This is a genomic window from Thermomonospora cellulosilytica (assembly GCF_014138835.1).
GTDB classification, from domain to species: Bacteria; Actinomycetota; Actinomycetes; order Streptosporangiales; family Streptosporangiaceae; genus Thermomonospora; species Thermomonospora amylolytica.
The window spans coordinates 2341708-2354104 of the sequence record NZ_JACJII010000001.1; the positions used below are offsets into that span (position 1 = coordinate 2341708).

Below are 12397 nucleotides of genomic sequence, written 5' to 3' on the forward strand. Positions count from 1 at the left end.
CGTTCCGCTCGCTGCGCGTGCGCAACTTCCGGCTGTTCGCGGCCGGCCAGGTCGTCTCCAACACCGGCACCTGGATGCAGCGGGTGGCGCAGGACTGGCTGGTCCTGGAGCTCACCCACGGCTCGGGGACCGCGCTCGGCATCACCACCGGGCTGCAGTTCCTGCCGCTGCTGCTGTTCGGCCTGTGGGGCGGCGTGCTGGCCGACCGGTACCCCAAGCGGCGCCTGCTGACGATCACCGCGACCGCGATGGGCCTGCTGGCCCTCGTGCTCGGCGTGCTGGCGATGACCGGCACCGCCCGGGTCTGGCACGTGTACGCGCTGGCCTTCGGGCTCGGCCTGGCGACCGTCGTGGACAACCCGGCCCGCCAGTCGTTCGTCATCGAGATGGTCGGCCGGCGGGACCTGGCCAACGCCATCGCGCTCAACAGCGCCAGCTTCAACGGCGCCCGCGTGCTCGGCCCGGCCGTCGCCGGGCTGCTGATCGCCGGGGTCGGCACCGGCCCGGTGTTCCTGGTCAACGCGCTCTCCTACGTGGCGGTGGTGGCCGGCCTGCGGGCGATCCGGCCCGCCGAACTGCACGTCGCCGAACGGGTCCCCCGGGAGAGGGGGCAGTTGCGCGAGGGCCTGCGCTACGTCCGCGGCCGCCGCGACATCCTGCTGGTCCTGGCGCTGGTGGGGTTCGTGGCCACGTTCGGGATGAACTTCCAGACGACCACCGCCCTGGTGACCCGCGAGGTCTTCGGGGTCGGCGCCTCCTCGTTCGGGCTGGCCTCGACCATGCTCGCGGTCGGCGCGCTGACCGGCGCGCTGCTGGCGGCCCGGCGGGCCCGCCCCCGGCTGCGGCTGCTGCTGGGCGCGGCGCTGGCGTTCGGCGTGCTGGAGATCGCCTCCGGGCTGGCCCCGACGTACTGGGCGTTCCTGGCCCTGCTGGTGCCCACCGGGATCGCGCTGATGACGTTCACCACCGCCGCCAACGCCACCGTGCAGCTGAGCGTCCCGGAGGTCATGCGCGGCCGGGTGATGGGCCTGTACATGTTCGTCTTCCTGGGAACCAACCCGTTCGGCGCCCCGTTGGTGGGGTGGATGGGCGAGCAGTTCGGTCCCCGGCTGAGCATCGTCGGAGGCGGCCTGGTCACGGTGCTGGCCGCGATCGCGGTCACCGTCCTGGCGGCGCCCCCCGGGGCGCTGCGGCGGCGGGTCCGGCGGGTTCGCCCCGGAATGGGATGACAGCGGCACGTCTCGACTGACAGGCTTGGGCTGCCCGGCTGTCCCCCGGCTCCGGTGCGCCCGCGGGCGGCCGGCCGGGAGACATGGACGAACGGGCGGACGAACGAAGGAGGCGACGCCGTGTCGGTGTCATTGCAGAAGGGCCAGCGGATCTCGCTGGAGAAGCCCGGCGGGCAGCAGCTGAGCATGGTGCGCATGGGGCTGGGCTGGGACGCGGTCAAGAAGCGGGGGTTCTTCGGGTCGCGCGAGCGCGAGATCGACCTGGACGCCTCCTGCCTGCTGTTCGCCGACGGCCGGCTCGCGGACGTGATCTACTTCGGCAAGCTGACCAGCGACGACGGCTCGGTCCGGCACACCGGCGACAACCTCACCGGGGCCGGCGACGGCGACGACGAGTCGGTGATCGTGGACCTGTCCCGGCTGCCGGTGCACGTCAGCTCGCTGGTGTTCACCGTCTCCTCGTTCAACGGCCAGACCTTCAACGAGGTCGAGAACGCGTTCTGCCGGCTGGTCGACGAGAGCACCGGCGCGGAGATGGCCCGCTACACCCTCACCGGCGGCGGCGCGCACACCGGCATGGTGATGGCCAAGCTCTACCGGCACGGCAACGGCTGGAAGATGAACGCCATCGGCGAGCCCGCCCAGGGCCGCACGTTCCAGGACATGCTGCCGGCCATCGCCGCCCACGCCTGAGCCGGAACCGACCTCCCAGATGGCCGAACTGCCGCGCGGCGCCAACGCGCCCCTGCCCTGGCGCAGGCTCGCCGCGACCGTGTCGTGCGCCGTGCCGGTCGACGTCAGCGCGCTGATCGTCGGCGCGGACCTGAAGGCCCGCGCCGACGAGGACCTGGTGTTCTACAACGCCCCCGAGGGCGCCGGCGTGCGCTGGTCGCAGGCGGCCGGCGGCGGGCAGCGCCTGGACCTGGACCTGGACGCGGTGCCCGCCGACGCGCAGGCGGTGCTGATCGTCGTCAGCCTGACCGGGCCGGTGTCGTTCGGCGCGGTGCCGCCCCCGCAGCTGCAGCTGGCCGCCGACAACGGCACCACCCTGGCCACCTTCACCGTGACCGGCCTCGGCCCGGAGAAGGCGCTGCTGGGGCTGGAGCTGTACCGGCGCGGCACCGGCTGGAAGGTCCGGGCCCTCGGGCAGGGCTACGCGGGCGGCCTGGCCGAGCTGCTGACCGCGCACGGCATCGAGGTCGACGACCCCGGCGAGCCGATGGCCCCGCCGCCGCCCGGCCCCGGGCTGGGCGCCCCCGGCGGCGGTGCGCCGCCCGGCCCGCACGGCGCCTCCCCGCACGAGGTCGGGTACGCCGAACGCTGCTGGCTGGTGTGGGAGGACGCCAGCCGGTCCCTCAAGGCGTACCGGTCGGCCACCGAGCACGCGCTGGACATCCGCAACGACGAGGTCGCCGGGCGGGTCCCGCGCGGGCGGTTCGACGAGCTGATGCGGGCCGCCTCCGACCGGCTGACCGCCGACTCCTCCCACCTGGCGGCCGAGCTGACCGGGGCGGAGGCGCAGGCCGGGGCCGAGGTGTCGCCGTTCGCCGGGCCGGCCTGGCTGACCTGGCAGCCGCGCCCGGACCTGGCCGAGGGGGTGCTGCTGGGCTCGCTCGGCGTCGCCGAGCTGCCCGCCCTGCAGGTGCCGCTGATCCTGCGGGTGCCGTGGCGGCGCGGGGTGTGGATCTCGCGCGGCACGCTGCCCGGCGACGCCGCCGCCTACGCCTGGTCGCTGATCACCCGGTTCCTGGCCGCGGTCCCGCCGGGGCTGGTCGGGCTGGAGGTCATCGACCACGCCGGGCTGTCGGGGGCGGGCTGGCTGAACGGCTTCGACCCGGTCGCCGTGCAGGGCCTGCTGGGCGGCGGGGTGGCCACCGGCCCGGCCGCCGGGCAGCGGCTGCGGAGCCTGCTGGACCTGGTCGACCTGCGCGGCGTCGGCGGCGACGAGAACGAGACGCCCGCCGGGCTGGCCCCCGGGCCGCCGGTGCGGCTGGCGGTGATCATGGACGCCGGCGCGGCGCTGGACGGCGAGGACGCCCACCATCTGCTGCGGCTGGTGGAGGACGGGCCGCTGGTCGGCGTTCCGGTGCTGCTGGTGGAGAGCGACACCCCGGCGAGCGAGTCGGTGCGGGCGCTGCGGGTCCGGCAGGCGTGCAACAACCTGCCCGCGGCGACCGGGACCATCGCCGACCCGTGGGTGGGCACCGACTGGACGCTCACCCCCGACGTGCTGCCCGACGCCGGGGACGGCACCCGCCCGCCCAGCCTGTTCGCCCACGTTCTGGGGGCGCACGCGCGTGCCATCGCCTCGTACGGGTAACCCACCTCCACGACACATGACAACGCCGCGCATCGGCTGGAAGGCTGTGCGGGTGTCTCCTCGGAACCGCCCATGAGGTTGTTCGCAGCGCTGCTGCCGCCGCCGGACGTGCTGGACGAGCTGGACCGGCTGCTGGGGCCGTACCGGTCCGCCTGGCCCGACCTGAAGTGGATCGACCGCGACCTGATGCACATCACGCTGGCGTTCTACGGCGAACTCGACGAGCGGACCACGGCCCGGCTGCTGCCGCGGCTGGAACGCGCCGCGGGGCGGTATCCCAAGATCGAGCTGTCGTTCGCGGGGGCCGGGGCGTTCCCCAGCGGCGGCGCGCACGCCCGGGTGCTGTGGACCGGCGTGTACGGCGACCGCGGCGTCCTGGCCCGGCTGGCCGCCTCGGTGAACGCCGCCGGACGCCGCGCCGGGGCCCCGCTGGGGGAGCACAAGGGGTTCCGCCCGCATCTGACGCTGGCCCGCAGCCGCCGCCCCACCGACATGCGGCCGCTGGTGGAGGAGCTGTCGGCGTACGCGGGGACGGCCTGGACCGCCGACTCGCTGCACCTGGTGCGCAGCCACCTGCCCGGCAGGCACAACCCCGGGCTGCGGTACGAGTCGATCCAGCACTGGCCGCTCCGCTGACCCGCCCCAGACCCCCAGGCCCCGAAGGCGGGTCGGAGCTAAACTTGTTACCGGAGTGTGAGCTTCACTAGGACACCCGCCGTGGCCACAGGGCCGGACGAGGAGGTGGACTCGATGATCGCACTGCCGCACACCCTGCCGACCGCGCTGCGCAAGACCCGGACCGCCGCCGAGTACGTGCACCGGTCCGCGGCCGGGCCGCTGGCCCGCGAGCACGCCGTGGAGATCCTGCGGACCGCCGCCGCCTACGAGCTCCATCCCGCCCCGGCGGCCGCCCCGCTGCTGCTGGCCGACCTGCTGACCGCGGTCGCCGAGTGCGCCGGCCCGGCCTGGCTGAAGGCCAACGCCGACGACCCCGACATCGCCCGCTTCACCGCCCTCGTCGACCAGACCCAGGACGAGACGGCCGAGCCGCCCACCATCACCGACCTGGACGAACTCCTGGCCGCGGTGCTGTGGACCCGGCACGGCCCCGCCGAACCGGACACGACATGACCCCGGGACCTGATTCCCGGACCCGTCCCTGCCAGGCCGTCCGGCACCGCCCCCGGGCGGCCTGGCCCCGTTCTGTCGGTGCCGCATGGCAGCCTGGCATCGCACCGAACGAGGAGGGAGGACCATGGCACGCTGGCGGGAGGTGGCCGACACCGCCCCGGAGTTCGCCCGGCAGGTGCGGGCGCTCATGGACGCGCACCGGCACAAGACGATCGCGACCCTGCGCGCCGACGGCTCGCCGCGGATCAGCGGCATCGAGGCGTACTTCATCGGCGACGAGCTGTGCTTCGGCTCCATGCCGGGCGCCCGCAAGGCCCTCGACCTGCGCCGGGACCCGCGGTTCGCACTGCACACCGCCTCGGTGACGCCCGACGAGGAGGATCCGTCGAGCTGGCCGGGCGACGCCAAGTTCACCGGCCGGGCCGTCGAGATCACCGACCGCGCCGAGATCGAGGACCTGCTGCGCGACCGTGGCCTGGACCCGGCGGCGTTCCCCGACTCGCACTTCTTCCGCGCCGACATCCACGAGGTCGTGCGCACCCGCGTCCAGGGCGACCGCCTGCACATCGACCTGTGGCGCCCCGGTCAGCCCCTCCGCCACTTCGAACGCACCTGAGGCATATTCGATCGCGCCCGCCGGCGGCCCCCGACTAGGGTGCGCCCATGGAAGGTGATCTCGAAGGACGGGTGGCCCTGGTCACCGGGGTCAGCCGCCGGATCGGCATCGGATTCGCCATCGCGCGGGACCTGCTGGCGGCCGGCGCCCGGGTGCTGGTGCACTCATGGGCCCCGCACGACGCCGAGCAGCCCTGGGGCGCCGACCCGGCGGGGACGGACGGGGTGCTGGCCGCGCTCGGCGGGATCGGGCCGCGGCTGGCGCACGTGGCGGCGGACTTCGCCGACCCCGAGGCCCCGGCCCGGGTCGTCGCGCACGCCGTCGAGACGTTCGGGGCGCTGGACGTCCTGGTGGCCAACCACGCCCGCAGCTCCATACAGGACCTCACCGAGGTCACGGCCGCCGAGCTGGATCTGTGCTGGGCGGTGAACGCCCGCGCGAGCGTCCTGCTCGCCCAGGCGTACGCGGCGCAGCACGACGACTCGCGTCCCGGCGGCCGGATCATCCTGTTCACCTCGGGTCAGCACCTGGCCCCGATGAGCCGTGAGCTGCCGTACGCCATCAGCAAGGGCGCCGTCCAGCAGGTGACCCTGTCGCTGGCCGACGCCCTCGCCGACCGCGGCATCACCGTCAACGCCGTCAACCCCGGGCCGGTCGACACCGGATGGGCCGACCCGGAGCTGACCCGCAGCGTCGCCCGCGCACTGCCCGCCGGGCGCTGGGGCGCCCCCGACGACGTCGCCCGCCTGGTCCGCTGGCTCGCCTCCGACGACAGCGCCTGGATCACCGGCCAGACCATCAACAGCGAGGGCGGCTTCCGCCGCTGGGTCATGTGACCGCGCCGGGTCACAGCTCCGGGGGCGGGGGCGCGGGGCGGTCGGCGTCGGGCGGGCCCCAGGGGAGGCCGTAGCGCTCGCAGGCGCGGCGGAGCTCGTCGAGGTCGGGAGGGAAGGTGACCTGCCGCAGGACGCGGCCGGCGGGGCTCCAGACGACCAGGCGGGGGACGCGTTCGACGGACTCGTCGATGCCGATGCCGCCCACGGTGGCGCGGGACAGCGTCCAGGAGACCCGGCCGCGGCGGCTGACGACGGCGATGCCCTGCGGGGAGATGCGGAGCTGGTCGCGGTTGCGGTCGTAGACCCAGTAGCCGGCCAGGCCGATCACCAGGCCCGCGGGGGCCACCCAGGACAGGGTGCGCAGCGGGCCGCCGAGCCCGTCGCCCAGCCACAGCGCGCCCAGCACGGCGACCACCTCGCACATGACCACGCTCAGCAGGTAGGTGCCGATGCGGGAGCTGCGGGTGGCGTCCAGCAGCACGCCGGGGCCGTCCTCGACGGGCTCCGGCGGGTCACCGGCCGCGGCGGGGGCGGACGGGCCCGTCATGGCCTCCACGACGCCGTGGAAGGCGGCCGACAGATACGCGTCGTACTCGGCGTCGGTGACCGGCAGGCCCGCCTTGCGCGCCGACTCGCGCAGGTCGGTCCGGGAGATCCGCAGCGCCGACAGCGGCGCGGCGAAGAACTCCTCACCGTCGGACCCGTACAGCCGGACCCAGGCGTGCCCGCCGATGGTGAGCAGCTCGATCCCGCCGAGCCGGTCCTCCGGCATCCGCAGCACCACCTCGCCGGCCGCGTCCGCCCAGCCCAGACCGTCGTCGGTGACCACCAGCCGGCCGCCGGGCACCTGGGAGAACACCTCCGGCAGCCCGTCCAGGCCGTAGCCGGAGGGCCGCGGGTCGCGGGCGGTGGGGGTGATCACCCGGTAGCCGTGCTCGTGCAGCTCGTGCACCAGCTGGAACTCCTCCAGCCCGTCCGCGGGCAGCCGCGCCACCAGCCCCATCCGGTGGTCGAACGCCAGCACCGACAGCGGGCAGCGGACCGGCTGCCCGGTCACCGGGTCGACCCGCACGCCGGGACCGACCACCAGCGCGGCCACGTCGGCGGCGTGCACCCGCAGCGCCCGCGACAGCCGCCGGTCGCGGCGGCGCGGCCCGCCCTGCACCACCAGCCGGCCCGCGGTGATCGTCCAGCGGACCGGGCGGTCCCGCAGCATCCGGCGGTACGCGGCCTGCAGCGCGGTCATCCCGGCCAGCGTCCAGCCGGCCGCGGCCAGCCGGGTCCCGGCCGGCGGCCCGGCCGGATCGGTCAGCGCCATCCGGGCCACGACCAGCGCGGCCAGCAGCGCCATCAGCACGCCCAGCAGGCCGACCCGGCGCCGCCCGGGGCCCTGCGGGGCGGCGTTCAGCCGGGTCGGCTCACGGCGTTCGTCGGGCAGCCGGCGCGGCTCGTGCACGGCGGCCAGCAGCTCGGCCTCCTGGGCGGCCAGCCGCTGCTCGGCCATGTGGTCCAGGCCCTGCCCGCCGTCGCCGTCCAGCACCCGCACCGGCAGCCCCAGCCGCCGCGCGGTCACGTAGAACGGCAGCGGCTCGAACCCCATCGCGGCCAGCTCGCCGACCGCGGTCCGGCCGAACTTGTGGAAGATCGTCAGCCGGCCGTCCGCGGCGGTCAGCGCCAGCTCCTCGATCCGTTCGCGCTCGTACCGGAGCAGGACCTCGCCGCGCGGGTCCACCCGCTCCAGACCGGCCGCCGACAGCCGCCAGTACGGCCGGGGCCGGCGCGGCAGGACCGCGCCGAGCAGCCAGGGCAGCGCCGCGCAGGCGCCGATCAGGGCCGCCCACAGCCCGGCCGGCCGGAGCGGCAGGATCGCCACGACGAGGGCGGCCAGCGTGAACGGCCCGGAGCCGATCGGGCGTCGCCGCCCCACGGGTCCCGTCCAGGACCGACCGACGAGCTCTGGGTGCACAATCCCCGATCCTGACATGTCCCGCGCCGTTCTCGCCGCCCACTTTCCGGTCGGATACCTCACTGGTCCGGGACGGTCAGGATCTGCGTCGCAGAACGCCGTATCCGAGCGCCAGCGCGATGCCGATCACCAGTGCCAGGCCGACGTTCCGGTTATCGGGCCGGTCCCGTTCGGCCGCCGTGTCCGGGGCGGGGGTCGCGGTGGGGGCCGGCAGGGTCCGGCCGGGCAGCGGCACCCGCCACACCGGCTGGGCCGATCCCTCCGACCCGGCCAGCAGCGAGCGTCCGTCCGCCGCGTACGTGATCGACTCGCCCTGCTCCTGCCGGGGCAGGTCCACCCGGGCCAGCGGGTCGAGCTTGTCCTCGGCCCGGTCGTCGAACGCGTACACCTGCGCCGACCAGTACGTGCGGATGACCAGGGTCCGCCCGTCCGGGGAGAACGCCCCGTCGGTGGCCATCGCCGGGGCCGAGCCGATCCGCCGCAGCGTGTTGAAGCCCGTGGTGCGCAGCCGCGCCGGGGCCTCGTACACCCCGCCGGCCAGCAGCTTGCTGGCCACGTACAGCCGGTTGGTGCGCGGGTTGATCATGAACGTCTCGGCGTTGCGCGGCCCGTCGGCGTACTTGAACCGGAACGCCGTCGCCCGCAGCGTCTGGTCGCGCAGCCGGGCCGGCTCGGGCACCCGGTAGACCGTCACGTACGGCCACGCCCCGCCGAGGTTGTCGCCGATGTCCGCCACGTACAGCGCCGGGCGCCCGCGTTCGTCGACGCCGGCGGCCATGCCCTCCCAGTCGCGCGCGCCCGCGCCGGCGAGCCTGATGACGGCCCTGGTCCGCCCGTCCGGCCCGACCGCGAAGATCTCCGCCCGGCCGGAGGAGTCGTTGTGGGTGTAGAGCACGCCCGGATGCCGCCGGCTGACCGCCAGCCCGCTGGACTCCACGATCCGCTCGTCGGTGATCGTCATCACCCTGACGGCGTCGTCGCCTTCGGCGGCCGACGCGGGCGGCGCGGCCCACGTTCCCGCGAGCAGGCAGGCGAGGAATCCCGCCGCGATCCGTGCCCGCATCCTCATCGGCCGCCTCCCGTGCCAGGTGGGGACGACCTCCCAGACCCCCGCCGAAGTGGACATCGGTCCGATCATCCCCTATTCGGGGCCGGTGCGTCAGCCGAGCAGCGCGCCGAGGACCACGGCGAGGATCAGCACGGTCAGGACGGTCGGGAGGAGCCATCGGGGTGGGCGGTTCACGGGGTGAAGCCTATTCGGCGCCGGACGGTGCCCGATCCCCCTGCCGAACCCCTCCGGCCCGCCCGGCATCTCATCAGGCATGTGCGGATTGTTCGGACTGCTGCGATCCCCCTCGGCGGCGCACCCGGAGTGGGCGTCGGACGCGTTCGTCCTGCTCGGGATGCTGGCCGAGGAACGCGGCGACGACTCCTCGGGGGTGGCGCTGTTCACCGGGCGGGCGGTGACCTCCGCCGCTCCGGTGCCGCCGGACGCCGCCGACATCAGCGTCGACGGCTGCCGGATCGTCAAGGGACGCGGCCGGTTCGGGCGGGTCTGGCGGTCGGACCTGCTGCTGGCGCTGCTGGACGTCGCCCCGGTCGCGGTCGGCCACACCCGCCATGCCACCCAGGGCTCGCCCGCCGACCTGGCCAACGCGGCGCCGCTGGCGGTGTCCGGACCGGGCGCGGGGATCGTGGCCGCGCACAACGGTGACGTGGCGGCGGGCGCGCTGCGCCGGCGGTTCGCGCTGCCGCCCGGCCTGGGCGGCACCGACAGCGAGGCGATCTTCCAGGCGCTGGCCGGCCGGACCGACCCGGTGTCGATCAGCGAGGTGCTGCGGGCGCTGGTCGGCCGGGCCGCGCTGACCTGGGTGGAACGGGCCCGTCCGGACCGGGTGCACCTGGCCAGGGCCGCGCTGAGCCCGCTGGCCGTGGCGGTGGACACCGAGCAGAACATGTACTGGGCGTCCAACCCCCGCTGGTTCCGCGAGGTGCGCGCCAACACACGGGTCCGGTTCGCCTCGGCGGTGATGCTGCGCGAGGGCACCTACCTGGAGATCGCCCGCCGCCCCGAGCCGCGGATCGTGGCCCGCGCCGAGTTCGTCCCCACCGCCCGTCCCGCCGACCTGGACGAACGCGTCTGGGCCGGCTTCACCCCGGCCGACCGGGACCGCGACCGCGCCCAGCTCCGCCACGTCCTGCACCGCCCCGGCGTCGGCCACGACACCGGCGGATTCGCGACGGTGGCCTGACCGACCACCCCGCCGGCCCCAGAGAAGCACTCTCACGCCCCTGCGGCCCCGCCCGAGACCCCGCGCCTACGTCCCAACCCATGGCCGCCCCAGCACGTCTGTGGCCCGCGTCCGCGACTCTGCGCCCACGAACGCACGCCCGAGCACCCCCCAGCACCTGCCATCAAGGCCCCGAGGACGCGGTCAGCCCCCAGGGGGCGGACCGACCGGTGCTCCCGGCATTGTTCGGCGAGGCGACCGAAACACGCGAACGCCATGCACCACTTCGACGACACGGCCTGAACACCCAAGCACTCGATGATCCGGCCGGGGGTCTGGGGGGCGGAGCCCCCAGAACTTCCACGGCAACCCCAGACCAACCTGCCTCTCAGTCGGCCGGAGCGGAGCCTCCAGGCGGAGCTTCGGCCGACTGAGCGCGGTCCGGGCACCGCAGCCGACCACGGCGCAGCGAGCCGCCAGGCGAGCGGAGCCGGGGTCGGCGAGGATGCCCGGACCGCGTGCGGGGGGTGTGGGGGGTCGCCCCCCCACAAGTGACTAGAGCCGCTCGACGACGTAGTCGATGCAGGCGGTGAGGGCCTCGACGTCGGCGGGGTCGATGGCCGGGAACATGCCGATGCGCAGCTGGTTGCGGCCCAGCTTGCGGTACGGCTCGGTGTCCACGATGCCGTTGGCCCGCAGGACCTTGGCGACGGCGGCGGCGTCGACCGAGTCCACGAAGTCGATGGTGCCCACGACCTGGGAGCGCTGCGCCGGGTCGGCGACGAACGGGGTGGTGTAGGAGGTCTTGTCCGCCCACGTGTACAGGCGCTGCGCCGAGTCGGCGGTGCGGGCGGTGGTCCAGGCCAGGCCGCCCTGGGCGTTCATCCACTCGATCTGCTCGGCGAACAGCAGCAGCGTGCCGACCGCCGGGGTGTTGTAGGTCTGGTCCTTGGCGGAGTTGTCGACGACCGTCTTGAGGTTGAAGAACTCCGGGACGTACCGGTCGGAGGAGGCGATCTCCTCGATCCGCTCCAGCGCGGCCGGCGACACCAGGGCCACCCACAGCCCGCCGTCGGAGGCGAAGCACTTCTGCGGCGCGAAGTAGTAGACGTCGGTCTCGCTGACGTCCACCGGCAGGCCCCCGGCCCCGGAGGTGGCGTCCACCAGCACCAGCGAGTCCTCGCCGCCGACCCGCCTGATCGGCATGGCCACGCCGGTGGAGGTCTCGTTGTGGGTCAGGGCGTAGACGTCCACGCCCTCCTCGGCCCGCGGCTGCGGGTGGGTGCCGGGGTCGGAGGCGATGACCGACGGGTCGGCCAGCCACGGCGCGCCCTTGGTGACCTTGGCGAACTTGCTGGAGAACTCGCCGAACGTCAGGTGCTGGGACTTGTCGCGCACCAGGCCGAACGCGGCGGCGTCCCAGAACGCCGTGGTGCCGCCGTTGGACAGCAGCACCCGGTATCCGTCGGGCAGCGAGAACAGCTCCGCCAGCCCCTCGCGGACCCGGCGCACCAGCGACTTGACCGGTGCCTGGCGGTGCGAGGTGCCCAGGTAGGTCGCACCCGACTCGGCGAGCGCGCGCAGCTGCTCGGGACGGACCTTGGACGGACCGCATCCGAAGCGGCCGTCGGCGGGCTTGAGGTCTTCGGGGATGGCGATGTTCGCGTTCTCGGTCACGACGAACACCTTAGTTGACCTGCGTGATCCAACTCGAAGCCGTCCACATGCCGAGATGAACGTCTCATCTGCGGTGCCGCGCCCGGATTCCCCGGACCAGCGCCCACAGCAGCCACAGCAGCCCGAGCGCCGCCGCCGTCGTGAACACCGCGTGCGTGCCCCACGGCCGGCCCGCCCGGGCGGCCTCGGCCAGCGCTCCCCCCGAGTCGTACAGCAGGAACGCCAGCGCGACCGCCGCGATCCAGCCGACCGCCCGGCGCGACGCCGCGTCCCTCCGCCTGCGCCTGGCCTCCCGTTCGGCCTCGTACCGCAGCAGCTCCTCGCGCTCGGCGGCGCGTTCGTCGTCGGTGGCGGGATCGGTCACGCGCCCATGATGGCAAACCCCGTTGCG

At 74.8% G+C, this 12397-nt stretch carries 12 protein-coding genes; 8 read left to right on the forward strand and 4 right to left on the reverse strand.

Annotated features, from left to right (window positions below; translation table 11 throughout):
• Positions 1-17: 17 nt before the first annotated feature.
• The 7 genes from HNR21_RS11160 to HNR21_RS11190 all read left to right on the forward strand — a co-directional run bounded on the left by HNR21_RS11160 (position 18) and on the right by HNR21_RS11190 (position 6132).
• Positions 18-1229 (forward strand): MFS transporter, encoded by a 1212-nt coding sequence (locus HNR21_RS11160; protein ID WP_376766582.1) that lies wholly within the window; start codon positions 18-20, stop codon positions 1227-1229.
• Positions 1230-1349: 120 nt separating this feature from the next.
• A complete protein-coding gene (locus tag HNR21_RS11165) occupies positions 1350-1922 on the forward strand; it encodes a TerD family protein (RefSeq protein WP_182705138.1) in 573 nt (190 codons plus the stop codon).
• Between the two features lie 19 nt (positions 1923-1941).
• A complete protein-coding gene (locus tag HNR21_RS11170) occupies positions 1942-3549 on the forward strand; it encodes a TerD family protein (RefSeq protein WP_182705139.1) in 1608 nt (535 codons plus the stop codon).
• Between the two features lie 72 nt (positions 3550-3621).
• Positions 3622-4185, forward strand: coding sequence for an RNA 2',3'-cyclic phosphodiesterase (gene thpR / locus HNR21_RS11175; RefSeq protein ID WP_182705140.1), 564 nt, complete (start codon positions 3622-3624; stop codon positions 4183-4185).
• Between the two features lie 81 nt (positions 4186-4266).
• Positions 4267-4680: a hypothetical protein gene (locus tag HNR21_RS11180; protein WP_119727124.1), complete on the forward strand. Its 414-nt coding sequence runs from the start codon at positions 4267-4269 to the stop codon at positions 4678-4680.
• 124 nt (positions 4681-4804) lie between these two features.
• Complete coding sequence (locus HNR21_RS11185; RefSeq protein WP_182705141.1) at positions 4805-5296, forward strand: pyridoxamine 5'-phosphate oxidase family protein; 492 nt, start codon at positions 4805-4807, stop codon at positions 5294-5296.
• A gap of 47 nt (positions 5297-5343) precedes the next feature.
• Positions 5344-6132, forward strand: a complete 789-nt coding sequence (locus HNR21_RS11190; protein WP_182705142.1) for an SDR family oxidoreductase — start codon at positions 5344-5346, stop codon at positions 6130-6132.
• 10 nt (positions 6133-6142) lie between these two features.
• Here HNR21_RS11190 and HNR21_RS11195 read toward each other — a convergent pair whose 3' ends face one another.
• Together HNR21_RS11195 and HNR21_RS11200 are read right to left on the reverse strand one after the other, a co-directional pair.
• On the reverse strand, positions 6143-8059 hold the full coding sequence (locus tag HNR21_RS11195; RefSeq protein ID WP_312880981.1) for a hypothetical protein: 1917 nt from the start codon (positions 8057-8059) through the stop codon (positions 6143-6145).
• 115 nt (positions 8060-8174) lie between these two features.
• Entirely contained in the window at positions 8175-9224 is a 1050-nt protein-coding gene (locus HNR21_RS11200; RefSeq protein ID WP_246442091.1) for a YjiK family protein, read from the reverse strand.
• Between the two features lie 196 nt (positions 9225-9420).
• Here HNR21_RS11200 and HNR21_RS11205 point away from each other — a divergent pair, with 196 nt between their 5' ends.
• Entirely contained in the window at positions 9421-10350 is a 930-nt protein-coding gene (locus tag HNR21_RS11205; RefSeq protein WP_182705144.1) for a class II glutamine amidotransferase, read from the forward strand.
• A gap of 534 nt (positions 10351-10884) precedes the next feature.
• Here the strand turns inward: HNR21_RS11205 and serC are convergent.
• Together serC and HNR21_RS11215 are read right to left on the reverse strand one after the other, a co-directional pair.
• Entirely contained in the window at positions 10885-12006 is a 1122-nt protein-coding gene (serC, locus tag HNR21_RS11210; protein WP_182705145.1) for a phosphoserine transaminase, read from the reverse strand.
• Between the two features lie 64 nt (positions 12007-12070).
• Entirely contained in the window at positions 12071-12370 is a 300-nt protein-coding gene (locus tag HNR21_RS11215) for a hypothetical protein (protein ID WP_182705146.1), read from the reverse strand.
• Between the last annotated feature and the right edge of the window lie 27 nt (positions 12371-12397).

Bases quoted from the DNA above. Each gene is read 5' to 3' on its own strand.
- HNR21_RS11205 (WP_182705144.1), top strand. From the start codon at position 9,421: ATGTGCGGATTGTTCGGACTGCTGCGATCCCCCTCGGCGGCGCACCCG.
- thpR (WP_182705140.1), top strand. From the start codon at position 3,622: ATGAGGTTGTTCGCAGCGCTGCTGCCGCCGCCGGACGTGCTGGACGAG.
- HNR21_RS11200 (WP_246442091.1), bottom strand. From the start codon at position 9,224: ATGTCCACTTCGGCGGGGGTCTGGGAGGTCGTCCCCACCTGGCACGGG.
- HNR21_RS11170 (WP_182705139.1), top strand. From the start codon at position 1,942: ATGGCCGAACTGCCGCGCGGCGCCAACGCGCCCCTGCCCTGGCGCAGG.
- HNR21_RS11185 (WP_182705141.1), top strand. From the start codon at position 4,805: ATGGCACGCTGGCGGGAGGTGGCCGACACCGCCCCGGAGTTCGCCCGG.
- HNR21_RS11190 (WP_182705142.1), top strand. From the start codon at position 5,344: ATGGAAGGTGATCTCGAAGGACGGGTGGCCCTGGTCACCGGGGTCAGC.